The sequence below is a fragment of the Bartonella sp. W8122 genome, assembly GCF_016102485.1.
GTDB lineage: Bacteria > Pseudomonadota > Alphaproteobacteria > Rhizobiales > Rhizobiaceae > Bartonella > Bartonella apihabitans.
On the sequence record NZ_JACFOO010000001.1, the window covers coordinates 1,176,099 to 1,201,043 of the forward strand.

General features: G+C 42.1%; 20 protein-coding genes. 9 read left to right on the plus strand and 11 right to left on the minus strand.

The window, feature by feature from the left end:
• Positions 1 to 854 precede the first annotated feature (854 nt).
• Both H3S83_RS05165 and H3S83_RS05170 read left to right on the plus strand, forming a co-directional pair.
• Positions 855 to 2,933, plus strand: a complete 2,079-nt coding sequence (locus tag H3S83_RS05165; RefSeq protein WP_198239098.1) for a DUF262 domain-containing protein — start codon at positions 855 to 857, stop codon at positions 2,931 to 2,933.
• A 5-nt stretch (positions 2,934 to 2,938) separates the two neighbouring features.
• Positions 2,939 to 5,683, plus strand: coding sequence for a DUF262 domain-containing protein (locus H3S83_RS05170; protein WP_198239099.1), 2,745 nt, complete (start codon positions 2,939 to 2,941; stop codon positions 5,681 to 5,683).
• Between the two features lie 808 nt (positions 5,684 to 6,491).
• Here H3S83_RS05170 and H3S83_RS05175 read toward each other — a convergent pair.
• Together H3S83_RS05175 and H3S83_RS05180 are read right to left on the minus strand one after the other, a co-directional pair.
• Positions 6,492 to 7,118, minus strand: coding sequence for an MFS transporter (locus tag H3S83_RS05175; protein WP_198239100.1), 627 nt, complete (start codon positions 7,116 to 7,118; stop codon positions 6,492 to 6,494).
• Positions 7,040 to 7,654 carry an MFS transporter gene (locus tag H3S83_RS05180; RefSeq protein WP_198239101.1) on the minus strand — a complete coding sequence of 205 codons (615 nt, stop codon included), beginning with the start codon at positions 7,652 to 7,654 and terminating at the stop codon, positions 7,040 to 7,042. Before H3S83_RS05180 ends, H3S83_RS05175 begins: the two co-directional genes overlap by 79 nt.
• A 960-nt stretch (positions 7,655 to 8,614) precedes the next feature.
• Here H3S83_RS05180 and H3S83_RS05185 point away from each other — a divergent pair.
• The 3 genes from H3S83_RS05185 (at position 8,615) to H3S83_RS05195 (ending at position 10,916) form a co-directional block, all read left to right on the plus strand.
• A complete protein-coding gene (locus tag H3S83_RS05185; protein WP_198239102.1) occupies positions 8,615 to 9,625 on the plus strand; it encodes a putative FMN-dependent luciferase-like monooxygenase in 1,011 nt (336 codons plus the stop codon).
• A 42-nt stretch (positions 9,626 to 9,667) separates the two neighbouring features.
• On the plus strand, positions 9,668 to 10,252 hold the full coding sequence (locus H3S83_RS05190) for a CMD domain protein (RefSeq protein WP_198239103.1): 585 nt from the start codon (positions 9,668 to 9,670) through the stop codon (positions 10,250 to 10,252).
• A gap of 61 nt (positions 10,253 to 10,313) precedes the next feature.
• Positions 10,314 to 10,916: an alkylhydroperoxidase domain protein gene (locus H3S83_RS05195; RefSeq protein ID WP_198239104.1), complete on the plus strand. Its 603-nt coding sequence runs from the start codon at positions 10,314 to 10,316 to the stop codon at positions 10,914 to 10,916.
• A gap of 47 nt (positions 10,917 to 10,963) precedes the next feature.
• Here the strand turns inward: H3S83_RS05195 and H3S83_RS05200 are convergent, their stop codons facing one another.
• The 6 genes from H3S83_RS05200 to H3S83_RS05225 all read right to left on the minus strand — a co-directional run bounded on the left by H3S83_RS05200 (position 10,964) and on the right by H3S83_RS05225 (position 17,565).
• Positions 10,964 to 11,749, minus strand: a complete 786-nt coding sequence (locus tag H3S83_RS05200; protein ID WP_198239105.1) for a heme ABC transporter ATP-binding protein — start codon at positions 11,747 to 11,749, stop codon at positions 10,964 to 10,966.
• Entirely contained in the window at positions 11,746 to 12,825 is a 1,080-nt protein-coding gene (locus H3S83_RS05205; protein WP_198239106.1) for an iron ABC transporter permease, read from the minus strand. The genes H3S83_RS05200 and H3S83_RS05205 overlap by 4 nt, the downstream gene beginning before the upstream one ends.
• A gap of 130 nt (positions 12,826 to 12,955) precedes the next feature.
• On the minus strand, positions 12,956 to 13,804 hold the full coding sequence (locus tag H3S83_RS05210; protein ID WP_246741715.1) for a hemin ABC transporter substrate-binding protein: 849 nt from the start codon (positions 13,802 to 13,804) through the stop codon (positions 12,956 to 12,958).
• Positions 13,805 to 13,906: 102 nt separating this feature from the next.
• Positions 13,907 to 14,950 carry a hemin-degrading factor gene (locus H3S83_RS05215; RefSeq protein WP_198239108.1) on the minus strand — a complete coding sequence of 348 codons (1,044 nt, stop codon included), beginning with the start codon at positions 14,948 to 14,950 and terminating at the stop codon, positions 13,907 to 13,909.
• 14 nt (positions 14,951 to 14,964) lie between these two features.
• A complete protein-coding gene (gene hemP, locus H3S83_RS05220) occupies positions 14,965 to 15,135 on the minus strand; it encodes a hemin uptake protein HemP (RefSeq protein ID WP_198237851.1) in 171 nt (56 codons plus the stop codon).
• Positions 15,136 to 15,369: 234 nt separating this feature from the next.
• Complete coding sequence (locus H3S83_RS05225; protein ID WP_198239109.1) at positions 15,370 to 17,565, minus strand: TonB-dependent hemoglobin/transferrin/lactoferrin family receptor; 2,196 nt, start codon at positions 17,563 to 17,565, stop codon at positions 15,370 to 15,372.
• A 484-nt stretch (positions 17,566 to 18,049) separates the two neighbouring features.
• On the opposite strand from H3S83_RS05225, the gene H3S83_RS05230 reads away from it, so the two are divergent.
• Positions 18,050 to 18,724, plus strand: coding sequence for a hypothetical protein (locus H3S83_RS05230; RefSeq protein ID WP_198239110.1), 675 nt, complete (start codon positions 18,050 to 18,052; stop codon positions 18,722 to 18,724).
• A 597-nt stretch (positions 18,725 to 19,321) separates the two neighbouring features.
• Here H3S83_RS05230 and H3S83_RS05235 read toward each other — a convergent pair.
• Positions 19,322 to 21,391 (minus strand): transglycosylase SLT domain-containing protein, encoded by a 2,070-nt coding sequence (locus H3S83_RS05235; RefSeq protein WP_198224999.1) that lies wholly within the window; start codon positions 21,389 to 21,391, stop codon positions 19,322 to 19,324.
• A gap of 320 nt (positions 21,392 to 21,711) precedes the next feature.
• Between H3S83_RS05235 and dapA the strand changes: the two genes are divergently transcribed.
• The 3 genes from dapA (at position 21,712) to H3S83_RS11565 (ending at position 23,363) form a co-directional block, all read left to right on the plus strand.
• The gene (gene dapA, locus H3S83_RS05240; protein WP_077970913.1) at positions 21,712 to 22,596 is read left to right on the plus strand and encodes a 4-hydroxy-tetrahydrodipicolinate synthase; all 885 of its coding nucleotides are present in this window, start codon (positions 21,712 to 21,714) and stop codon (positions 22,594 to 22,596) included.
• 21 nt (positions 22,597 to 22,617) lie between these two features.
• Positions 22,618 to 23,094 (plus strand): SsrA-binding protein SmpB, encoded by a 477-nt coding sequence (gene smpB, locus H3S83_RS05245; protein WP_198224995.1) that lies wholly within the window; start codon positions 22,618 to 22,620, stop codon positions 23,092 to 23,094.
• A 140-nt stretch (positions 23,095 to 23,234) separates the two neighbouring features.
• Positions 23,235 to 23,363 (plus strand): hypothetical protein, encoded by a 129-nt coding sequence (locus tag H3S83_RS11565; RefSeq protein WP_255520568.1) that lies wholly within the window; start codon positions 23,235 to 23,237, stop codon positions 23,361 to 23,363.
• A 157-nt stretch (positions 23,364 to 23,520) separates the two neighbouring features.
• Here H3S83_RS11565 and H3S83_RS05250 read toward each other — a convergent pair whose 3' ends face one another.
• Both H3S83_RS05250 and H3S83_RS05255 read right to left on the minus strand, forming a co-directional pair.
• A complete protein-coding gene (locus H3S83_RS05250) occupies positions 23,521 to 24,219 on the minus strand; it encodes a uracil-DNA glycosylase (RefSeq protein WP_198239111.1) in 699 nt (232 codons plus the stop codon).
• On the minus strand, positions 24,219 to 24,812 hold the full coding sequence (locus tag H3S83_RS05255; RefSeq protein ID WP_077970916.1) for an NYN domain-containing protein: 594 nt from the start codon (positions 24,810 to 24,812) through the stop codon (positions 24,219 to 24,221). Before H3S83_RS05255 ends, H3S83_RS05250 begins: the two co-directional genes overlap by 1 nt.
• Positions 24,813 to 24,945 lie beyond the last annotated feature (133 nt).

Consider the following 24,945-nt stretch of genomic DNA (forward strand, 5'->3'; position numbering starts at 1 on the left):
TTTAAGAGCCGGAATTTCTCCGGATTTTCTTTTGCAACAATTGCCGATATCGACGGACAGTCTGGAAGAACAGATAAATAGGGGAACTCGAACCTCCTACCATTAGAGGATTTCATACGGAATAGAAACCAGAAGAGGTGCGTAACGAAAATAGAACATTTTTCGAATGCTGTTGTTTGCCGTGATTTGCAGCTATTGATCTATTGTTACGAAATCAACCAGTTTTGGTGAAGAGAACGGAACACAGCTTGTTTTCTGCTAATGGCTTTTTTCGGTGCTGTAAATAATAATCAGCCATACTTTTTTTAAAAACTCTTCACTGCATGTTAGGAAATTAAATTATTAATCATTCTTTCTCCTGATTGAATTCCAAGATTAGCAGGGGAATTTTCATCAATGTCAACTCACTTCCAAAAGTGAGCTTGTTTAATTTTAATTAAAAGTATGAAAAATCAATAAGCAGGATATTACCCCGCGAGTAGGACACAAGAATTAAATTTATTCGAAAAATGCGTTTTAATTTAATTTTTTAATGGAAACTCCATTCGATTTTATCAGATATTAAAAATATAGATAATTATTCTGGTAAAAACTTAATTAGTTTTTTTAATTTGTTGAATATAGAACATATATACGAAAATTTATAAATATTAATATTATATTTTAATTTTAAACATAAAAAATAAAATTTAATGTAAATTAAAAATAAATGATAAAAATCGCTTACGGATAATATATAGAATTATAATTCGAAAATTTTTGCGTAATTTTTTTTGGAGTAATTGCGTAGCGAGACAAAACAATATAAATCTCGATCATATTTTTAATCTGTTAAAAATTGTCAGAAATTCAATATGCATACAGAGCAAAACACTGGAATTATAGACCACAAACATTCCAAACGATCATCTGGAAACAGCGGTGAATTACGCGCTCTCATTGAACTGGAGGGAAATTTTATTATTCCGGGTTATCAACGTGGCTATCGATGGAATGACCAGCAAATTTATGATTTTTTAAATGATATTTTCGAGTTTTACGAAAAATTCAAGAATGGAAAAGAAAATAAAATCTATTTTCTTCAACCTGTTGTAGTTATGGAGAACTATAACGAGGGAACAGGTAATGATGAAAAAGAAAACGAACCCGAAATAAACATTGTTGACGGGCAACAACGTTTAACAACAGTGCTTTTACTAAACGCAGTTCTGTTAAATCCGTCGAACAACTATGTTACAAAAAATATTGATTACCTTTTTTCCAATGATATCACGATAAAAAACGACGAATCACGTCGCAATATTAATAAAAACAAATTTATTAACTATACATTAACCATTAATACACGTGAAGAAAGTGATGAATTTTTAAAACGTATAGCAAAGGGTATAAAACCGACCGAAGGTATAAAACCGACCGAAAAGGAATGCGATAGTATCGATTTATATTTTCTCTATAAGGCTTACGATAAAATAAAACAATATCTTTATAAGATGAATAAGAAAGGCATCAATTGGATAGAATTCTACAGGATATTTGCTAATCAGGTAAAAGTACTTTGGTACGTAATTGATAATAGCGACTCTGGTGGTGAAATAGCTGCATTTACACGTTTGAATAGCGGAAAAATTCCCTTGACAAATGCCGAGCTAAGCCGCGCAGCACTCCTCAATCCTGCTTATTACAAATCGAAGGATAACAAAGACGATAATCAAAACTTGCCGGATATCGAAACGGAACGTGGCTTGATTAGCATTGGGTGGGATAACCTCGAATATGAGTTGCGAAAACCGGAATTCTGGGGCTTTCTCGGTTTTTCGGAAAATGACTGTTCGTCGAATGTTAAAGATCAACGAAACAAGAGCTTTGAAGACGAACGTTACCAAACGCGCATAGATTTTCTTCTGGATTTTCATTTTTCCCAAAAAAACAAAAAAGATAATACTGAAAATAAAGATGAAGATAATACCGAAAATAGCGATCGAGATAGAAATCTTCCTCCTTTTATAAAACTCGAAAACGAATTGAAAGAAGCTAAAAAGAATAATTTTTCTACTAATAATGTAAAGCAGATATGGGAATCAATCCAGCTTGATCTATGGAAGTTACAAACCTGGTATGACGATAATGACCTTTATCATTGGATTGGTTATTTATTTGCTGAAAAACGAATGAATCCTGGCCTGTTTTCGAAATTTAAAGATCTGAAAAAAGACGAGTTAAAGGAAGAAGTTAAAGGTTATATCGCAAGTTTTTATCGGGATTTGGATACAGCTCTGGAATATACTTACGATACCAATGAACCGGGATGCGAAAGGCTCCTGTTTTTATACAATGTAGAATATGTGAGAAGTATGAAAACAACCGGCACAAAGCACCGATATGACTTCTCGGCCCATCATCAAAAGAAATGGACAATAGAGCACATCAACGCGCAAAATGTTGAGGGACTCAACACAAAAGAACAATGGTTGATTTGGTTAAAAAGCCATCGGGGAGTGTTGGACAGTCGTGTTCAGATTGAGGAAAACAAGAAAAACGAACTGATCGGGCGCGTGAATGAATTGATCGATAAGCTCGAACGTCCCGAGCAGTCAAAATCGTCAGACCTGGGAAATGAGTTTTTGAGGCTGTCGAATGAGATAGTGGAAAAAATCAATGATGTCTATGGCATCAAGGACTTACACGAGCTGTCGAACCTCGCGCTTCTTGACGGTTCGGCAAACAGTGTTCTGAACAATTCGATTTTTCGTGTCAAACAGAACAAAATTATTGAAGAAATGAAACAAGGCAATTTCATTCCACCCGCTACACAAGCTGTATTCTTGCGCCTGTTTAGCATGGAAGAACAAGATCATCTATATTGGACAGCGAACGATCGCAAAGCATACCTCGGTGACATCAAAGAAAAACTAACGTACTTATTGGGATGAAAATAATGGGGAGTGGCAAGGTTCAAAGCTTTTATCAACTTTTGCAAGAAACTGAAGTTGTTATCCCGATGATACAACGTGATTATGCGCAAGGACGTCTTACCGAAAAAGTGAAGTCTATTCGCCACGACTTTCTGGATGCACTTTATAAGGCGTGTAAAGATAAAAAACCGCTACATCTCGATTTTATCTATGGGGAGGAAGATGAAGGATTTTTCAAGCCATTTGATGGGCAACAACGGCTGACTACATTGTATTTGTTGCACTGGTATGCGGCAGTAAAAGCGGAAAAATTAGCCGAGGAAAAGGAATTTTTTAACCGCTTTGGTTATGAAATTCGTGAAAGCACGAGGGTATTTATTAAAAAGCTTAATAATGAAGTCGTTTTTTCATCGGAACAGCTTTCCGACGGCAACGATATTTCGTCAATTATTAAAAATGCTCGCTGGTATGTTTCCAGATGGGAATTGGATCAATCAATATCCGGTATGCTGGTCATGCTGGATGCGATCCATAAGAGATTTAGCGATATTCCGGATCTTTGGAAAATATTAACTGACGAGCCACCGCTTATCACATTTTTTTATAAGCCATTGCAAGACCTGTCTTTGTCAAGCGATGAGCTATACATAAAGATGAACGCGCGCGGCAAACAGCTGACCGAATTTGAAAATTTCAAAGCAAAATTTGCGGAACTGCTGAGAGAAAAATCCTCCAAAGGAGAACTGGCAACCAAAACGCCATTGGACGAGATCGAAAGATGTTTTGATACGACATGGATACAAGTTTTTTGGGATAATGTTCGTCAACGCGGTAACGCCGGCAAAACTCGTTCAGACGGTAACGTCGACGAAAATGATGAAGCGATTTTATGCGACAAAGCATTTGCGCGTTTTTTGCGTTATATCGGCACCATTTTATATCTCTTGGCTGAACAGGAATTACCTTCTGAAGATAATAAAGCAATAGATTCGCCAGACGATTTCCGAACCATGAAATTGTTCGAGATATTTAGACATGTGGTAGAAACAAAATCTTTTTTGTCGGATATAGACGGTAATAATATTGACGGGTTAAAACGTTTACTCGACGGAATAAATGACCTTGGTAACGATGAAATAGACAAGATATTAAAAGAAATTTTTTATAAAAAAAAGATGAATATTAAAGATGAAGACGAAAACGGCGGATCGTCTTTAAAAATTGCTCTATATAACATAGATGAAGAAAAAAATGTAAATATATTTAGTAATTTAATAAGAAATAAAAATGATGAAACAATTTATTACCAACTTCTTTTATTTGCATTTCTATTATTAATATGGAGAAAAATTTCTCATGATAAGGATGCGAAGTTGGCGATTAATGAGAATGATATAATAACGATGCGGGAGGCGCTGCGTCCCATTCGCAATCTTCTTGAGAATTCAGCCTCTGAACTTCGATATGAAAACTATGCGGATCAATTACGTGAACTGGTGAAAATTATTTTAACTGATCGTTCAAGTGAAAGAGATGATAGTGTTTCACCCGATCTGTTGAGCCTTGTTCCAAGGAACCAAGTTGACAATGAAAACGAATGGATCAAGGACACCAATTTCAATGTTTATCAAATAAATGAAGAAGCGGTAAAACAGAAACTTCGCCGACAACATAAGGGCGATAAAAAATTTCTGAACGCACTGAACCGGCTTGAAAATCATGAATTTTTTCGTGGTAATTTAGGCGCATTTTCTCTGTGTGAACAGCAGGAAACAGAAGGGCATGAACAGGCGGAAAAGAGTGTAAGGAAGGAACCGGAAAAGTTCATTTGCTTTGATCCCAAAATTATCGAGGCAGGAGATAAACTTTTCAGCCAATTTGCAGAAAATTCCGAAAGTGAGCTACTAAAGAATTCGTTATTGTGTGAGGATGATTATGCATTGCCAACGGGATCATATTTTACCTATGGAGCTTTACAGGACATCCCTCATAAGCAGTCTACCTGGAATTCAATTTTTAATAGAAGCTTATACAATCAGCGGATAAAATGTCGGCGAGCAGTCACAAAATTATGCAACTATATTGCAGAACAGGATTTTCTTTATCAAGAAGATCTTGATAAACAAAAAATAGAAGAAACGTTAAAAAATATACTTGAAGTTAAAAGAGACAACTGGCTTGAATATTGCGAAAAATATAGAAAATTTTTCTGGAGATATTATTTAGTAAAATATTCAAATTTTTTTATACCGAAGGAATCGAAGTATAAATTGTTGAAAGAGGAAATATATGGACATATATTTACTAGCAATGTATATTTTAAACATAAGGTAAAAGTATATTGGAACCCTTTTCTGTTTTGTGTTGCAAAGAAATTAATAGGAGCGGGTAAAAAAATAGAATTTTTACCATGTAACCTTCTTGATCAAAGACCGAAAAACGATTTTGAGGATGGAGGTCTGGAAATAGAAAAAGGAGTCTATCTCCATGGGGTTGAAAACGGTTGGCGGATATCATCTTCACCGACTGATAGCGCTGATTGTAACAAAGATCTAATAACACGCTTCAAAGACGCAAATGATCTCGCTCCCTTATTCAATAATGATAATGTTGCGTCGTCAGACCACGAAAAAGGCATTATAGTGTTGAGGGGGGAGGATAAGGATGTGGATTTTAAGATTGACGGATGGGACGAGACATGTCGATTTTATGACAAAGTCGATCGTATTGATTACATTGTCAACTTTTTCAAAAATCGCGTAAGTTAAACAATAATGATAGAGATCATGGCATAAATTGTTTTTATTCTCAAAAAATATTCCGGATGTGATTTCTGGTAATCCAATCTGAATTTTTGACAGATTTCGGAAGCAGAGGGTCTTAGACGGCCGCCGTACTATTGAAAACTAAGAAATTAGCAGAATATTTACTTATATGTCGGGATTTTTATATCGTGATTTTTGCTGCGAGTAACTGCTGATTTATGATCTTGAATTAATTTTCAGTTGTCGCTCTCACTTTTCCCATTCTGCCTGTTTTCAACGGACTTCAAGTCGAGAAAATTCATCTAACCCGTATATAGTCTGTTGTGATTAAGCTTATCTCCCGAATTTTCGGTTCAACAGTGCTTACGTGACAGGATGGCGGAAAGAATACTCATTCTTTCGTTGATTACCTGCTTGCCGCGGAGCCCTTTGTCATATCAACCAACAACAGTTTACGGAGCGCGTGTTAATGCCACTCCACACCGTTAATTCCACGCGTTATATCTGGCGAAGCCAATGAGCCCTTGATTGATAAAAAACAGTGACCGGCTTTGCCAAAATCGATCCGGCTTATTTTTAAATGAATGTTGCTAACAATAAGTTTTTGCCCGTTGCATCTTTTCCTTGAGAGAAAACCATGGCGCGGTGTGCGGTGATTTTACGGATTGAAAAAGAATGGACTTAGATAACGTGTTTATTTGTGAGAATTTTTGAAACCGCGCCGTTCTGATAAAGTATCAGTTAAAAGCGCGGTTATTCAAAATGATAAAGCAACAGGGAATAAAGCCCGGGCGCGCTCTGACGTTTGGTACTATCCGTCGACAGAAGACTTAGTTTTACTCGTCCATAGAAGAACAAGAGCAATAATGATAGGTAGCATAAAATAAGCGGGTAGTGCTGCCGGATTAACCCCGTACGAAACAAGAACGCCACCAACTAACGAGCCGATCGACCCTCCGAGATACACGGATGACTGGTTTAAACCGACCGCCAGATTACCATCGCCTTTATCCTCTCTGATTTTTAATAGCTCGTTGTTCTGGGGGACTTGCAGCGCCCAGCCAACCGCACCCCATATAACGAGGGGCACTGCGATCAACGGCAGATAGATATGTGACAGTAAAGCCAAACCGATAAATGATAGTAAAAGCAATCCGAGAATAACGAACAGGATTTTTTTCAGATCATAGTCATCGACAAAATATCCGATCAGAATACTTCCACAGACGCCCCCTAAGCCCCAATACCATAAATAAACCGTCACATATGCCTCTTTATTTACGGCGCTCACGAATGGAGATAGGAAAGTATACATTCCCAAGCTCGATATTGCTGCAAAAAGAGAGATCAATAAAACTCTCACAACGGGCCATTCGGATAAAAGGGCAGACGGGATTTTTCGGATTTTATCATTGTTGATGGCAAAGTCGGTAAACATAGATATAAACCGATGCAAGCGATTCCACCAAGAATGCTTACGATTATCATAGCGCTTCGCCAACCGAAATGATCGGCTATAACGAGCGAAGCGGGTACACCAATGACAGTTCCAATGGCCATACCCGCCATTATTGTTGAAATGGATTTGCCCTTTTTCTCGTTGCTGCTTAGTCGGGTCGATGCTGTTATTCCGCAAGCAAGAAACGCACCGGCAGAGGCTCCCGCTATAGCGCGAAGAAGAATTAAAAAATAAAATTCCGGAACAATCACACAAGCGGCATTGGCAATAACAAACACACCAAGATAAATACAGACGTTGTTTTTAAGATCACGATGCCCCGTCATTCCCACCAGAACCGGTGACAAAAGACCATAGGGTAGCGTAAAAGCGGTCACCAACTGTGCAGCCAAGCCAATCGAAACATCAAAGTCGTTGCTAATCAGAGGTATCAAACCGGCAGTCATATAAGAAGAAAGCCCCAAGGCCAATGCCGACAAAGATAAACAGATTGACGATATTCTGACAGATGACATGTCACAACGCTTCTTCTCATTCCGGTATTTTTAGCTTTTAGCGTTGGGCGTATTAAAAATAATGAGGGTGGAACGGTTATTACTTGAAATAGCGAATGATATTTTAATCTTTCACAGGAAGATACCGCGCTATCGGACCTCTCTCGAAGGGAGACTTCGCTTATATGTTCCAGAGCAGTGATACCATTACAAGTGCATCAATTTGTAAAATCAAATAGTTTTTACTTAACTTTATTTATCAACTTTAACGGAAACTTTTGTAAAAGATAACTCACACATATGGTCAGATGACACCATAAAACCTCACAGAAAGTAAAAACCAACAAAGGGAGTTGATGAAAGAATGGTATGAATTTAATGATATGCACGTTTATCATTATTCGATAAAGTTTAACGCGAAATATGATTTTTCTATCGTCAGCTGGAGGTCTAAAGAGGCTGGAGACCTCTGAAATTAGAGACGGAGCTGGTGCTTATTCGGATCGGGAAATTTTAAGACCCTATGCTGCATATTGTCTTTAATGTGCCCCGAAAATAGTATTTTCTAAATTGAATTTGATAACATTATCATATGACAATAAATCGTATTATGCTGTCTGAATTTTTAAAAATAAATAATAATTAAAATATATTTTTATTGTTTATTTTGATGTTTTATATAAAAACATTATATATATTTATAATTTTAAAAGATAATTTTCAACTTTGAAATTTTTATATGATTTTTATATTATCTTTTATTAAAAATATAACATTCAAATAGTGAAAGAGGGAAGGGACGTTCGGTCGGCACGAAAACTATCTGAACAGGTTTGAGACGAATTTTCTAACAATCTTAAAAATTATGCCATTTAAATTTTTATCCAAGCTGAAATCGGCAAATCCATTCTTTGTCGGTCACGTGCCAAATGTTTAGGCTTTTTGTCGGAAAATATTTCATTTTTGACAATGGATTTTATAATGGCAGATAATCAAAAAAAGCTTGGCTTCTTTTCGCGTCTTCTGGATGCTGTACCTGCGGGCGAGCGTTACAGGTTGGCTGAAGAACAAATAATTTATGCTGAAAAGTTGGGCTTTGAAACCGCATGGGTTGCGCAGCATCATTTCCATCCTCAAGAGGGTGGTTTGCCTTCTCCTTTTGTCTTTCTTTCCAATATTGCAGCAAAAACAAAGAAGATAAGACTAGGTACCGGTGTCATCACTTTGCCAATGGAAAGTCCGGTAAGAGTGGCCGAGGATGCTGCCGTATTTGACCTGTTGTCGAATGGTCGGTTGGAATTGGGATTTGGCACAGGTGGAACACGTGAATCGTTTGAAGTTTTCAGCGTTGATCCGGATAAACGTGGCGAAGTTTATGCACACCATCTAAACGTGTTGCGTCAGGCCTTTGCCGGCGAAGATCTGTTGGATGGTAACCGGCTTTATCCGGCAGCTCCGCATTTGTTGCGGCGTTTCTGGATGGCGACCTTTTCACCTTTTGGAGGCAAACTTGCGGGCGAAAAAGGCGACGGGTTAATGTTGTCAAGGACACAACCGCGCCCTGCGGATAATCCCGAAGCAACGCTTGATGAAATACAAAACCCCATTATTGACGCTTATCTCTCTGCATTACCGGCAGGCGTAAAACCGCGTATTATGGCTTCTCGAAGCTTATTTGTATCGCGCGATCGTAAGCATGCCCTCGAATTGGCTGAAAAAGGATTAAGAAGCGCCGCCGAGCGATTGGGGAAAGCACTAACGAATGTTAAAGGGAGCTCGCTTGAAGATCTTATTGTCGCGTTTGACCAACATGTTGGAACACCGGAAGATGTTATTGCATCGCTCAAAAAAGATACCTCGCTCAATCGCGCAACAGATGTTGTTTTTCAGGTCCACTCCATTGATCCGCCTCATGAAGAGATCTTGAAATCGTTAGAACTGACGGCAAAAGAAGTTGCTCCTGCATTGGGCTTGAGCCTTGCCGCACATTGAAATGAAATATGCTACCGACTGTCCGCTATAAGGAACCAACAAATGTCCCAGTATGATATAATTGACGAGCTTGTTGGCTCGCCGTCAGAGTTACGCAAGCGTCGGCCAATTACCAAAGATCAGGCGCAAAAGAGTTATGAAGCGCTGTTTTCAAACGTCAAGAATAGCGGCTTTTCTTTGAAAGATCGCTTTGCGATAGCAACTTTTGTTTCACGACTACATGGTTTTGATAATGCAATCAATTTTTATGAAAATGAATTGAAAGAATTACAACCCGATTGGGCTAAAATTATAGAAGAGGCGGCGAACGCTGCAAAAAGCACAGGGCCATTCGGCAGATACCCCGATGGCCCTCTCACAAAAGAGAATACGGTTGGAAAAAGCTGGAGTGCAGGTGCGGAGCTAAAAAATTCCTTGGGAGAAAAATTGGCAGCCGCATTGAGCCATAGTCATCTTCTGGTTTTTCACCCACGCGATAGTGAGCCGACCCATCTTGAAGCTCTCAAGCAAGCCGGTTGGAACAATGATGAAATCGTCACTCTTTCGCAACTGGTTGCTTTTTTAAGCTTCCAGTTAAGACTTGCTCTGGGGCTACAAGCTCTGTTTGCCTTTAAAAGCGCAGATTAACGGCAATTTTTGTTGAAAAGCTTCTTAATAACCGCACCTCTACAATTGGAATTGAGCGAGAATGAACACAAAGTCAGATAATTCGACTAAAGAAATCAAAAGACCCAACGTCTTTACGCGCGACAATCTGGACTGGGTTCCGTGGATCGAACCGGTTGCGGAAAAGAGTTTGAGCGAACGCCAGCGTGACTCTTTGGTTGAACCAGCACGTGCAAAATCGAATTATTTCCGGTTATTGGCACGCGATCCCGACATATTGGAAGCGCGAACAAGGACAGATAAGGATATTTTTTACAATACTGTCGATGGTTTGCCCCGTGCCGAACGGGAACTTGCAGCCGCAGCAACATCGCGGTTTAACGGCTGCATTTATTGTGCTTCTGTGCATGCCCGACATGCGGCTGTTTATTCCAAAAAACCGGCCGATGTTGACGAGCTTCTTGATAAGGGCATATCTGCCGATTTGGGAGAGCGCTGGAACGCTATTGTTAAGGCTGCTACCACGCTCAGCCAAACACCGCCGGTCTTCGGAAAAACAGAGATCGAAGCTCTCCGCGCTGCAGGTCTTGATGATGACGAAATTTTTGATGTTATTCACGCCGTTAGCTTTTTTAATTGGGCTAATCGGCTGATGATGTCTCTCGGAGAGCCGAAAATCAGCTAGATCGGGATTTGTTCTTGGTAATTCTTCCGTGAAAGTAACTTTTCTCATCAAAGAAAAGCGGATTGGGGGAGAACAAAAGGGATTCCTTCTGCCGGAATTTTCCCGACGGTCAATTTGCAATGATATACGTCGTGCAATAATTGCGTCGTCAGGACTTCGCGAGGGGCTCCCTCTTTGACGATGTGGCCGTGGTCGAGAACGATTATTTTGTCACTATAATGTGCAGCGAGATTGAGATCGTGCAAAATAGTGAGAACGCCGCCACCAGCTTTTGCAAAGTCGCGTGCAATATCCATCACAATGAGTTGGTGGCGGATATCGAGACTGGCAACCGGTTCATCAAGCAGTAACCAACAGGGGTTACCGTCAAAGACCGGTTCCCAAATTTGACAAAGAACGCGCGCGAGCTGAACGCGTGCTTGTTCGCCGCCTGATAGTTCCTGATAAAAACGCCCTTCATAGCCGCTTAGGTCTACTTTTTTCAAAGCCATTTCCGGCAAATTTTTTTTCACTTCGCTTGAATATAAACTGGCGGAAAGGCCGAGCTCGACAACTTCCCGAACGAGAAATGGAAAGCTTAACCCCGTGGATTGTGGAAGAACGGCTCGTATCAAAGCCATTTCGTCGGGTCTTTTCAGAGCGATATTGGCGCCATTAAATTTTATTTTGCCGCTATATCGGAGTTCTCCGCTCAACGCTTTGACAAGCGTGGTTTTTCCTGACCCGTTGGTTCCGATAATTGAGGTTATTTGTCCGGCATGCGCCTGTAATGTCAAAGAATGAAGTATTTCGACTTTACCCAGAGTGAGTGAAAGATTTTCAACCTCGATCATTGCTCCAGAGCTCCCCGTCTTTTTAACAGAATCCACAAGAAAAATGGTCCTCCGATTAACGAGGTAATAATGCCGATCGGCAGTTCGGCCGGCGCTACGATTATTCTCGAAACTGTGTCGGTAGCGATTAGCAATGAAGCCTCAAAAAGTGCGGAACATGGAATAAGGTAACGATGGTCAGGGCCAATTGTCAGGCGCAATATATGGGGCACAATGATGCCGATAAAGCCGATACTTCCACTCACTGCAACGGCACCCCCGCACATGAATGCAACAGCAAAAATTGTTATGTGTTTTATGCGTTGTACCGGAAACCCCAAATGTCCGGCAACCGCTTCATTAAGTGCCAGCGCATTCATTGCACGAGCAAGGAAAGGAGCCAGAATTAACCCGATAATGATAAAAGGAGATGCGATTGCTACGCGTGGCCATGTTGCACCGGCAAGGGAACCGAGATTCCAGAATGTAATATCACGGAGCTGGTTATCATTCGCCATAAAAATGAGAATACCCAATAATGCGCCGCAGAATGCCCCGAGCGCTATTCCGGCAAGAAGCATTGTCGCAATCGATGTCTGCTTGTTACGGGTTGCTATGAAATAGAGTATGATAGTAGACGAAAGACCGCCGACAAACGCTCCGGCTACCACATTAAAACTGCCAAGAAATTTGATGGCCGGAATAGGGAGAGAAGACGAAACCACGATCATCAACACCGCTCCCAAAGCAGCACCCGAGGAAACTCCCATAATGCCGGGGTCGGCGAGCGGATTGCGAAACAATCCCTGCATTAAAGTACCGGAAACGGCCAGTGCCGAACCTATCAACATACCCAGAATAACACGCGGTGGTCTGATATTGACAAGGACAAGATAGTCGCGCGTCTTGATAATTTCATTCAAGCCTGATTGCCGGATCGAGGTCAAAAAATTCGTAACCGAAACATCATAGGCACCGATTACAAGTCCGCAATATATCGTTATAAGCAGAACAAATATAAGCAAGATAATTGCCATTTTTCCTCTATGGCTGCGGTCTCCTTTAACCGGGCGGATTTTAAAAAATGCAGATATCATTGCTGCTTCTTTCAAGGTTTCGGGGAACGGATAAAACAATCACCCGAAAGCCAAAAAAAGTTGTTCTATTGTTTCGAAGTTTCATCCAAGTCATAGATTTTCAATTGGAAATTGTGGGGTAGGGACGGGGTCATTGTCCGTTTTTATATAGCGCATCTATAACTTCACGAACCGCCAGTGGTGTACGGGGTCCGAATCCGAGGAGATAGAGGCCATCCATCTGTTTTATCGCTTTGTGTTTAAAGGCGGGCGTCGTTTCTACTGCAGGTATTTTATAGAGATCTTCAACAGTTGCACTTATGCCCGAATGCCCCATCATCAAGATCAGATCAGGGGAGGAATTAATAATCGCTTCGTCTGTTAGCAACTTGTAACCATTATAGCCGTCAATGGCGTTCCGGGCGCCGGATAATCTGATTATACCATCAGCAGCCGTATCCTTTCCGGCAGCCATCAATCGGCCATTTTGTACGGTAAGAACAAACAAAACGCGCTTTGCGTCACTATGATCTTTGATAAGCTGGTCATTTTTCGCAAATTCCTGCTCGACCTCTTTTATCAAAGCTTCAGCTTTGTCTTGCCTATGTAATGCCTGACCGATTTTTTCAATCTTTTCTCTGACGCCTTCACGCGTGAAATGTTCAGGTACTTCCAGCATGGGGATTGAAGCATTTTCCAGAATTTCGACAGTGGAAGCCGGCCCACTGCCTTGATCAAGTAAAATGGCGTCCGGTGCGAGGGATAAAATGCCCTCCGGCGATAAATTACGCATATATCCGACATCCGGCAATTTTTGCACTTCATCCGGATAACTGCTTGTTGTATCGCGTGCGATGAGCTGTTCTCCTGCACCCAAAGCGTAGACAATTTCTGTTACGGCACCGCCAACAGAAATAATTTTGGCACTTTCGGGAAAAACATCGGCTTTTTTTGCGCTCGCAGATTGCGGTGTTGTCGTGACAGCAAGAAATATACACATCACCACGCCGAGCCGGCGTATTCCGGAAGATCGCGGTAAACAGCAAAAACGAAAGTTAGAATGAAGAGAGAAATAATTCATTGTTCTGTCAGTGCCGTGTTATTATGCGACCGCCGTTTCTGGTGCCGGTGGCAAGCTCGCGAGCAAAGCGCGCCAATCTTCCCGTTCTTGTTCTCCTGCACTTCGTTTTCCAAAAAATTGGATGATCATTTCACCATTATGATCAAACACTTCAAGAGAACTTACATAGCCGTCGCTGGTTGGCTTTCTGACGTGCCAGATACGTGAAATACCGGATGTGAGGAGATGAAGATGGAATTTTTCATCAAGAATATTGAACCAGTCGTCGAGTTTTTTCAATTTCTCGACTGTGCCGGTGAATATCTGGATACAGCCACTATTGCCAACAAAACACATAATAGGCACACTATTCTCTACCGCGCCATGAAGTAAAAGCTCTACCGAATCCGATCGCACTTCATTGGCAAATTCACTACCAACGATTTTTACGGCCTCATGGCGACCGATTTTTAATTCCTTCAATATGTCATGGAGTTGGTGCCCGTCTGTCATTTGTCGCCAACGATTGCGAAATTCTTCTATATCGGCATTATGAGGAGGATGATCGCTCGAAGGATTAGGGACTAAAACCTCGATAGGTGCTTGTGGAGCGTCGACTTTAAAAAGATCAGTAAACTTATTCCATTCGTCAATATTCGTTGCCATTTCCGGATAAAGTTTGAAAACTGCCGAACCATAGGCATCGAAAAATTGAAGGCTTTTTACCGCGCGGTCATGAACCTGCATGTCTCTGACAAACGCAAATTTCCAATTTTTCTGAAAAATACGAAGGTCTATTTGACCGAGTGTCATTGAAACGTCATTACCGGGAAACACATTCTGGAAATGCCCCTTTTTCTCGCTCACGGCATAGTCATTGCGGGTGAGCGCCATGATTTCTCCGAGCTTATGGGCATTTTTCAACAATTGCGGAATATCAACTTTCAATCGTTCGGCTTTGCCGACTGTCGTGAGTGCCGAGACCAGTTCGGCTTCTGAAATACCGATTGATTTGGCAAATTCCCGATCACGCAAATCCTTGTGTTTTTCACGTAAAGAAAGAATTCTTTCGCTCTCCATAGCCATGAATGTTCGCCCTTCTATTTATTCAGAATAAGTTTACCAAAACGGGTAATTTTCAGCCGATATGTGGCCCCGTCATGAAGAATAAGTATTTCGTTATTCGCGCCGAATAATGCTTTGCTATCAATCGTTAACGGTGCCGCTTTCAGTCGCCCGTCCGATTGCCTTTTGGTGTTCGTTCCCATCATAATTTTACCCGAGAATTTTAAACATGATAATATTTATCATGTTTTTTAGGCGACTGCGACATATTTGTGAATTCAGAATTACAAAATGCCTTGAGTTATTTTTAGCTCTCTCTTTACCCATGTTGTTCTTCAAACGTCAGACAACCTTTTCGTGACATTTTCCGAACATTTAGCGTGTAAAATTGATAGAGAGATGCATCTTTCCTATTCATTGTCCCGATGTTTCTCACTCTGCTAGAATTTCTGTGTAAACGATATTTTGAATGTCCGTCCCGGCTGGCTATAAGAATCTTTTGGTGACGATGGCGCTGATGGAAGATCAACGGCATTCCAATAACGTTTATCGAATAAGTTGTAGATACCGGCTTGCAATCGCGGACCTTTTTTACCAACGGGTTCCCACCAACCGGTAAGATCAAGAAGGGTATATCCGGGTGTTTTTGCAAAATCGGAGTTTTCTTCTACCTTATTGCGTTTTCCTGCGGCTGTCAGTGAAAGATCGGAACCCCATTGTTCACGCGAATAGCCAACTCCGATAACGCCCTTTAACGCAGGGATTGAATTCAGGTGTTCATCATTATCTGTGTCTTTGCCTTCGGCATATGCAATTGCAAGATTGCTATGCCAGCCGCTCGAAAAAACGATATGACCTCTCGCTTCGACACCTGAAATCCGGACATGGGCCCGATTGATATAATTTAAACGTTGCAGCATGAAATCACGATCGGCACCGAGATCGATCTCGTCGATAAAATTGCGATAGTAATTGGAAAACAGGCTGATTGAGCCGCCGAGATTGTCATCGCCGAGATGGGCTCCGATATCGTAGCCATTGCTTGTTTCCGGTTTTAGATCAGGATTGCCGCGCGTATAATAGAAGCCGGGATTGGTGTAGTTCAGATAAAGTTCTGTAACACTGGGCGCACGAAAGGCTTGAGCCCATTGTGCATATAATGTCACCTGTTGGACTGCATCCCATTCCAGGCGCAATTTCGGCGAAAGATGAGAATCGCTGTTGCTTGATGGGTAACCGTTAAAACCGGCTGAGTGCTCATAAGTATAAGTGTCTTGCGGGCGATGGTCATACCAATCATATCTCAGTCCCGGTGTCAGTCTCAAACGGTTATCAAGCATACCGACCTCATCTTCAACAGATAAGCCAAATATGACGCTGTCGGTATCGGGAGAATCCGATTGGTTGGTGTGCATGAATTTACAGGCCATAAAAGGCCCTTTGAAAGGGGGCGGGGGGCAGTTATCGTGACCGGCAGCATATTGCTGAAATTTTGAAGACGAAGCTTCGGTTGCCAACCGAAGAGTATGGGTAGCCGAACCCGCGTCGAACTTTTTTAAACCCGCGAGATTAAGTCCGTAATCGGTATCGCGAATAAGATTGTCGCGCATATAATACCCCTTCGGGATAGATAAGCGGTCAGATTCCGATTTTTCATCATTTCGCTGTCGCTGCCAGTATAAAATGGCGTGGCCTTCATCGATAACGCCACCACCATTATAGTCATACGACATGGATAGGCGTTCCCGACGTTTTTCGTCTTCTTCTGTACCGGAACCGGGACGATAGGTTGTCGTCGAAAGGTTGTATGTATCGATATCTTTCGAAAGATTGAAACGTTCTGCGGTGAAGCCCAAACGCTGGCTTCCATCAATATGTTGGTAAAGTTTGAACAGCAAATTATCCTGATCAAAATTGGCAGGGTTGTTTTCTACTCTGTTTGTACCGTAGCCGCCTCCGTTACCGTTATTTTCGCGCTGTTTGCCGCGTGCGTATCCTCCCTGAAAGAGGGCATATGTCTGTTTGGCACGCATGGCGAAGGCTTCATTAATGCGCCAGCTACGATCGGTCGAATCGTAACTGCCTTTGGTCAGGCTTGCCCAATTTTTCTCGAGTGTCAGAAGATCCTCCGGGTCAAGCGTCCGGAGTGCCACAACTCCGCCCAAAGCGCCTGATCCATAAAGGCTGGAATCCGATCCGTGGATAATATCCAATGTCGAAAGCGAAGAAAAATCGAACATAGAGATGCCGCTTTTGACTTGTCGGGAGCCATCATAAAGCCAAGGAAGACGAATTCCGTCGATTGTCGTCAAAACGCGATTTTGATCAAGTCCGCGAATATTGAAACTGTCGCTATCCGAATTGTAACTGATAGATGGATCGAGACGATCAATGTCATGGACATCATCCACCTGTTTTTCAATAATATCTTCAGCCGTTTTACGAGTTGTCAAAATCGTCGGGCTGTTCAGTTTTAAAGAATTTGATGGTGACTTGACGATGACAGGATTGAGGAGCGGTGTATTTTTAGCCGTATCATTATCAACGTTTTCGGCAAAAACCGATAGCGGCATTGCGATTATGAGTCCCCCCAACGCAACACATGTTTTCAGTCTTGTCCCAATTTTCAGCAACATGCCTAATCCCTCGCTTTTGAGTGCTATCTAGTCAATAAAAAGCGCTTGGCTTGCTAGGCTTATAGGCTGGCTGGCTGAGCAAAATATCAACGCCCCGAACGTTGATGTTTTCGGTTATATAAAACATGACAATATTAATCAAGAAAAATTTGTGTTAAGCTCCTCCTGTCGGGGAGGGCGTGCATAAGCAATTTTTAGATGACAAAATTAAATAAATTCAAAAATACATTAATTCATAAAATATTTTTATTTTTAAAAAAATATATAATGAATTTTTATTAATTAATAAAATGAGTATTGTTATAATTTATATTAAAAAAATAATATTATCCCATGTATTATAAAATATTTTCTATATCATTTTACGGGAAACGGTTTTCTAAGAATTTATTTATAATCATTCAAATTGGGTTAAAAAGCCATTGTATGGGAAAAAAGCTTTGATTAAAACGGTTAACGGTGAGACCTCTGTCGGGAAATGTTCATGGTAATTCGTAAATTCTTCTGGCCTTTCATAACTATTGCTGTGTTTGTGGTTGTGATGGCAGTCTGGTTTGGTGTCGGCGGGCAGGAAAAGCATCTGTCGGAAGAGCTTGGGCAATTGCGCAGTGAAACAAACTGGCTATCTTATGACATTGACGGATTTGATGTCACTTTGCATGGATATGCTCCCGATAGCGGAGAACGTGACAAGGTGCTTGCCAAGGTTAAAGCCTTGAAAAATATCGGAACTGTCGAATCCGACATTATTTTGCTTTCAGACCAGACAAATAATTATCTTATGCTTGTTGTCGATCAGGATAGCATTACAATTCGCGGAACTATCCCGATTGGGCTTGCTCGATTTGGTTTGATCAACCAGATATCTGCCATAAAGCCGGGAATGATGGTGTATGACGAACTGGATGTAGGCGCCATTATGCCTGAAAAATTCAAACAGGCTTTTTCTTTCTTTCTGGATATATTGCCGAATATGACGACGGGTGTCATTGCCCTCAAAGGTGATAAATTGACGCTAGACCGCGCTACGCTCTATAAACTAAGAGACCGTCAAACTTCGGATAAAAATATTAAAATACCGGAAAATTACCAATTGGATGATAGATGTATCTGGGATAAACCCGAAGGCGGTTATTGGCAAAATTCTTGTTCGGAATGAAAAATCGGAGCCTAATTATCGAAACCGGCTTTGCTTGGCGCGGATAGAAAAAACTAAAGCATAACGATTATTTGCCAAACCATTTTGACTGCCATCCAGTAGAAGTTAAATTATCTATCGTTCCAGGTTAATAAATATTTGCTTCAACTTGGCAGTGTCATAACCGTTACTTCGAAGATGGTAGGTGTCAGAACCAATTCGTTAACAAGCCGGAATCCCTATGACCTTGATAATCCTGATAACCAATATAATCCATGTTATTATGTCGGTGCTGGATATGTTTTCATTTCATGACGAGCTCATTCAATCAGGGCTATAGTCTATACACGGTCTCGTTCGTATATATAGTATATAAAAATCATGATAAATTGCGATACAAAATAAACATTTAAGTAGCGTCTACCCAATGAAAAATATGATTATCTGAACACGTCTTTATTAAATACACTATTTTAGTATAATTATTTTATAAAAAAATTTAAGAAATAATTTTGACGAGTTTTACCAACATTATGAGATATATTATTTCATAAATACTCGGATTTATGATCTATTGCGCCGATTTGACGGAATTGAAGAGCGAAATTCATTTATTCTTCAACTGTGACGACCGGCGGTTAGGTCAACATTAATATCGGCAGTGCCTGTAAGGCGTGCTTTATAAACCTGATAGTTTTCCATGACACGCATGACATAGTCGCGGGTTTCCGAATAAGGAATACGTTCGACCCAGTCGACAACCCAATCGACCGATTGCCCGCGCGGGTCACCATAGCGACCGATCCATTCATTGGCGCGTCGTGGACCGGCATTATAGCCGATAAAGGTCAGGATATAGGAGCCGTTGAAGCGGTCAAGTTGTTCGCCGAGGAAATGTGCACCTAAAGTCGCATTATAGCCGGCATCGGTTGCCAATTTTTCCGGTTGCCATTTTATCGAATTTTTGATTGCAACCGCTTTTGCCGTTGTCGGAAGAAGTTGCAACATGCCTTTGGCACCCGCACCTGAAACCGCATCGGTTTTAAATTCGCTTTCTTGCCTTGCAATGGCATAGGCAAGTGCCTTGCCGGAAGCCGAAATATTGGCCGTTTCGGGAATTGCTCCGACAGGGTGGGAGAGGGATCCGACATCCATACCCCTGATGACCGCACTTTTGCCGATCTTCAAGCTCGTATAATGGTCGCCTTTACGCTCTGCCATAACAGCGAGCATAGCAAGCTCACCCGGGCTATCAAGTTCCTCTCCGAGTTCACGATAAAGGACGCCTGCACGATCGGAATATCCGATCGCTTCAAGTCTCTTTATAGCCATAACCGGTTCGCGTGATTCAAAACGCTGGCGATCACTTGCGGTTGGCTTCGGATAAGGAATTTCAAGCCTCTGTTCTCCAAGTCGGGCAGCCGAAAGTTGGCCATAAAAAGTAGTGCCATAATGGGCGGCGCGGCGGAAATATTGGATGGCGTTGCTACGATTTCCTTGTGCTTCGGCAGTTCTGCCCATCCAATAATACCCACGGGAGGCCGCAACCGGTCGTGAGGAAATTTGCACAATACGGGAAAAGTGTTGCATTGCCGTTTTATTATCACCTAAAAATCGCAGAGCATACCAGCCGGCATGAAATTCTGCGTCGGCTGCCAGTGTCGGACTTTCGGCTGAATGGGAGGCGGCCAGTTGATAGGCGATTTTCGGCTTGTTTTCATCAAGCATTTCGCGTGACAAAACACGCCGTTCAATCCACCACGCATCCGGGTCGACAAGCGTAAGTGCATCTTTCGGCGCTTTTAACATGAGCTTTGCCGCATCATCACATTGACCCGAGCGGCGCAAATATTGAATTTGGGCAAAAAGATAAAGCGAATCTTTGCGGAAGCTTTTATCAACGGCTGCAAGTTTTTGGCGGGCATTCGAGTCATTATTGGCAACAGCCGCATAACCGGCATAGAGAGACTGGGCATTTGCCAATTTTGCTACCCGTTCGGCAGAAGAAATACGATTGGCATAAAGCATTGCGCGCATGCGTTGGAGATGATCTGCCGGAAGCAATGCCGCGCCGGCTTTTTTTAACACGAGCTGTTCTTCCTGTGCACTGAGTTTTGCTTTATACCACCAAGGTGCAATGATTTGCCGTGCGCGTGCCGTTTGGCCGGTTTCAATCAGAGCACCGCCAAGGGCTGCCATGCCTTGTGCAGTTACAGGAACATAATTTCCAAAGCCGCTGATGATTGCTTGCGGGGAATTCATTTCACTGGCAAGCGCACGTTCTGAATTGCGGCGCATTGCTGTCATGCCGGGCCAGTCGTGCAATTCTTGCGCTGCGTTGAATATTTCGGAGCTCGGCACACCGGGAACACCGGATACACCGATTGCCCAAGTCAGAATGTGCCGATCCAGACTGTTTTTCGGCATATTGTTGCGGATTGCTATGGCATTCGATGCTTGTTTGCTGTAGAGCGCGTCGAGCCCCGATTTAAGACTTCCCGTGGCTATGCTGTTGACTGTCCGCGGAATGCCATTTGTTACAATAGCATCGGATTTTATCGTGACAGCGCTTTTCGATGTTGCAATGGACGGGCGGGCAAGTGGCACAGGCGCTTGACTTAAAGCCGAAGTCGCATGACTGTCAAAAATCGTGGAAAGCATGGTGCTCACCGCGAAGAATGAAATCATCGTTTTTTCTAGAACAGCTGATGTGTGATTGTGCATCATACTTCCAAAGACCCAATTTCCATCATTTTTGTAAGAGCATAAGTGCCAACTGTGAAAGACGGGTTAACGATTTTCTTCCTTTCGCCTATCAATAAAAAGAAAACATGTTATCGAATTTTTGTCTTGTTAAACTCTTTTGCAAGAGCGAATTATTTCCCTCGACCAAGACATGTCGGTAAGTTAAAATCAACTTGCGTCATTCGTATGGCGATACTATGGTTTAAAAGGCTTATTGAAGGGGCAAATGCCTTAATACCGAATATATAATCAGGGAGTTTACCATGCTCAAGGGAGCACTGACCGCACTTATTACACCTTTCGACAAAAACGGTAATGTTGCAGAAAAAACACTATGTGATCTTGTCGAATGGCAGGTCAAACAAGGCATTAACGGTATTGTCCCTGTTGGAACGACCGGAGAATCGCCGACACTAAGCTATCAGGAACACAAACGCGTCATCGAACTATGTGTCCGGCAGGTCGCAAAACGTGTTCCGGTTATTGCCGGTGCCGGATCCAATAGCACAAAAGAAGCGGTTGAACTTGCAGAATTTGCAGAAAAGGCCGGTGCAGACGCGGTTCTGGTGGTTACTCCTTATTATAATAAGCCGAACCAGCGAGGAATGTATCAACACTTCTCGACTGTTGCTAAAGCTATTTCTATTCCGCTTGTCATTTATAATATTCCCGGTCGCTCGGTAATTGATATGACGGCCGATACAATGGCCAAGCTCCACCATGATTGTAAAAATATTATCGGTGTCAAGGACGCAACGGGCAAGATCGAGCGTGTTAGTGAGCAACGGCAAAAATGCGGCAAGGATTTTGTTCAACTTTCAGGCGACGATAGCACGGCATTGGGATTTAATGCGCAAGGAGGTGTTGGCTGTATTTCTGTCACTTCCAATATTGCGCCTAAACAATGTGCCGAGCTTTTTCAGGCATGCCGCGAAAACAATTTTGCCAAAGCACTTGAATTGAACGACCGCTTGATGCCGCTTAATCGTGCCCTCTTTTTGGAGCCGAGTCCTGCCGGCGTCAAATATGCCGCTGAAAAACTTGGTATCTGCACAAGCGTTGTCCGTTCGCCGATTGTACCAATCGAAGACACGACAAAACATATTATTGATGCTGCATTGAAGCATGCAGGTCTTGTCAACGATTAATAGCTGGCTATTTGGTAATTCATGAATAAAAAGAACACCTCCTCGGCCTACAAAGTTGTCGCTGATAACCGCAAGGCACGTTTCAATTATGAAATTCTGGACACATTGGAAGCCGGGGTGGTTCTGCAGGGTACAGAAGTCAAATCTCTACGCTCGCATCACGGAAACATTGCCGAAAGCTATGCAAGTTTTGAAAATGGCGAGTTCTGGTTGATCAATTCCTATATCCCCGAATATACGCAAGGAAACAGATTCAATCACGATCCCCGTCGATTGCGAAAACTCCTTGTTTCAAAGCATGAAATGTCGCGTTGGGCAAATGCCGTAGCACGAGAAGGAATGACGATTGTTCCTTTGAAACTTTATTTCAATGATCGTGGGCGGGTCAAACTGGAGATCGCGTTGGCCCGAGGCAAAAAGATCCATGACAAACGTGAAACGGAAAAGAAACGTGACTGGAATCGTGAAAAAGCACGCCTCATGCGTGAACGCGGTTAACTTTCTCTATAACTCGAAAATTTTTCTGATGCGCTTGTTTATTATCTGATGCGCTTCTGTAAAAAGGTTTCATTCGCGGCTTTTCGTTTTTTAGATAGAAATCAATCCGCCTTGAAAGAAAATTAACTGACAAGAAACGGATGCCGGAAGAAAACCGGCCATTGGACGAGCCAAAAGACTTTTATAAGAGCACGCAATTGCCAACAGGCAAGGGGCGGCGCCAACAGGCAAGGGGGCACTTTAGCCTGAAACAGTCGAATGACGTGTAATATTCATATTCAAAAAGCGGTTTCGTCTTATCTAAAGACAAGACTTTTACTCAAAAAAATTGCCGCTTCGACGTTCCAAAGCAGGAAGATCGGTAGCGGACAAACAGCGTTTACGTTAATACAAAGCAAATCAATTACATTCGATCATTAAATCAGACTAGTTGTGATCAAGATAATCGCGTACTGCCGAAAAAATTTCATGAAACATCATCTCGGTCAGTCGGCCGGTATTGGTGTTATATCTTGAACAATGGTAACTTGGAAAAATGCGCAAATGTCCGATATCTGTGACCTTGCCATGTACGAAGGGGTGCTGCGCAATTTTCGCACCAAGGGCGCGGACAGTTGATTGATGCGCAATTGATCCCAACGTTACAACGGCCTTTAATCTTGGCAAATTTTCAAGAAGCGGTGCAAAAAATTGCCGACATTGGTTGATTTCCGCTCCTGTCGGCTTGTTTTCCGGTGGAACACACCGCACAGCATTGACAATTGTTGTGTCAATAAGCTCCAAACTATCATCAACTCTTGCTTCAAAATTACCGCGGGAAAAGCCATATTTTTTTAACGTTGAATAAAGTAGGTCACCGGCATAGTCGCCCGTGAAAGGTCTGCCAGTGCGATTCGCACCTCTTAGTCCCGGCGCCAAACCGACTATGAGAAGTCGGGTCGAATCGGCGCCGTCACAAGGCAAGAACGGCTTAACCGGTCCATTATGCCAAAGTGGTTCCTTTTTTCGCCATTCTTCACGAAAATCGCGCAACCTCGGGCATAGGCCACAGTTTTGCGGAGGCTCCGGACAAATCCCCACAATTTCTTTATTCCCCGCTATTTCTTTAATCAAAGTCCGAAGCATCAGTAGAGTTCATCATCGTCCGTGTCGTCGTCACTGCCAACCGGATATTCTTTTTGCGGTTTATCTGAAGGAGCACGACCAATTTCAGGCTTCAAGGTTGTAAGATCGATGAAGTGGTCAGCTTGTCTCCTGAGTTCATCTGAAATCATTGCCGGTTGCGTTGTGAGTGTCGAAACAACACTTACCTTACGTCCACGCCGTTGAAGGGCTTCAACAAGAGAACGAAAATCGCCATCGCCGGAAAAAATGACAAAATGATCGACAGTGTCAGAAAGCTCCATGGCATCAACTGCGAGTTCGATGTCCATATTGCCTTTTACTTTGCGCCGTCCTGCCGGATCGGTAAATTCACGAGCATTTTTGGTGATAACACGATAGCCGTTATAATCGAGCCAGTCGATCAAAGGACGTATTGACGAGTATTCCTGATCTTCGATCAGGGCTGTGTAATAATAGGCTCTGAGCAAATAGCCGCGTTTCTGGAAAGCTTTTAAAAGTTTCCGATAATCAATATCGAATCCGAGTGTTTTCGAGGTCGCGTAAAGGTTCGCTCCGTCGATAAAAAGGGCTATTTTTTCTCTTGGGTCAAACATAATTTTATATCCATTTTACCATAAAGGTCTAATTAACAAATTATTACCGCTAGATATGTCAGCTCTGTGGGCACTTGCCAAGAGAGGTTTTTGGAAAAATTATCAAGTGAATGCGGTTTTTCTTGTTTTTTGA

Coding starts and splice junctions, on each gene's coding strand:
- H3S83_RS05165 (WP_198239098.1), top strand. CDS start 855: ATGCATACAGAGCAAAACACTGGAATTATAGACCACAAACATTCCAAA.
- H3S83_RS05205 (WP_198239106.1), bottom strand. CDS start 12,825: ATGATATCTGCATTTTTTAAAATCCGCCCGGTTAAAGGAGACCGCAGC.
- H3S83_RS05210 (WP_246741715.1), bottom strand. CDS start 13,804: ATGTGTATATTTCTTGCTGTCACGACAACACCGCAATCTGCGAGCGCA.
- H3S83_RS05235 (WP_198224999.1), bottom strand. CDS start 21,391: ATGATTTCATTCTTCGCGGTGAGCACCATGCTTTCCACGATTTTTGAC.
- dapA (WP_077970913.1), top strand. CDS start 21,712: ATGCTCAAGGGAGCACTGACCGCACTTATTACACCTTTCGACAAAAAC.
- H3S83_RS05230 (WP_198239110.1), top strand. CDS start 18,050: ATGGTAATTCGTAAATTCTTCTGGCCTTTCATAACTATTGCTGTGTTT.
- hemP (WP_198237851.1), bottom strand. CDS start 15,135: ATGATGGGAACGAACACCAAAAGGCAATCGGACGGGCGACTGAAAGCG.
- H3S83_RS05250 (WP_198239111.1), bottom strand. CDS start 24,219: ATGCTTCGGACTTTGATTAAAGAAATAGCGGGGAATAAAGAAATTGTG.
- H3S83_RS05190 (WP_198239103.1), top strand. CDS start 9,668: ATGTCCCAGTATGATATAATTGACGAGCTTGTTGGCTCGCCGTCAGAG.
- H3S83_RS05175 (WP_198239100.1), bottom strand. CDS start 7,118: ATGTTTACCGACTTTGCCATCAACAATGATAAAATCCGAAAAATCCCG.
- H3S83_RS05225 (WP_198239109.1), bottom strand. CDS start 17,565: ATGTTGCTGAAAATTGGGACAAGACTGAAAACATGTGTTGCGTTGGGG.
- H3S83_RS05185 (WP_198239102.1), top strand. CDS start 8,615: ATGGCAGATAATCAAAAAAAGCTTGGCTTCTTTTCGCGTCTTCTGGAT.
- H3S83_RS05170 (WP_198239099.1), top strand. CDS start 2,939: ATGGGGAGTGGCAAGGTTCAAAGCTTTTATCAACTTTTGCAAGAAACT.
- H3S83_RS05215 (WP_198239108.1), bottom strand. CDS start 14,950: ATGGCTATGGAGAGCGAAAGAATTCTTTCTTTACGTGAAAAACACAAG.
- H3S83_RS05255 (WP_077970916.1), bottom strand. CDS start 24,812: ATGTTTGACCCAAGAGAAAAAATAGCCCTTTTTATCGACGGAGCGAAC.
- H3S83_RS05180 (WP_198239101.1), bottom strand. CDS start 7,654: ATGTCATCTGTCAGAATATCGTCAATCTGTTTATCTTTGTCGGCATTG.
- H3S83_RS05200 (WP_198239105.1), bottom strand. CDS start 11,749: ATGATCGAGGTTGAAAATCTTTCACTCACTCTGGGTAAAGTCGAAATA.
- H3S83_RS05195 (WP_198239104.1), top strand. CDS start 10,314: ATGAACACAAAGTCAGATAATTCGACTAAAGAAATCAAAAGACCCAAC.
- smpB (WP_198224995.1), top strand. CDS start 22,618: ATGAATAAAAAGAACACCTCCTCGGCCTACAAAGTTGTCGCTGATAAC.
- H3S83_RS11565 (WP_255520568.1), top strand. CDS start 23,235: ATGCCGGAAGAAAACCGGCCATTGGACGAGCCAAAAGACTTTTATAAG.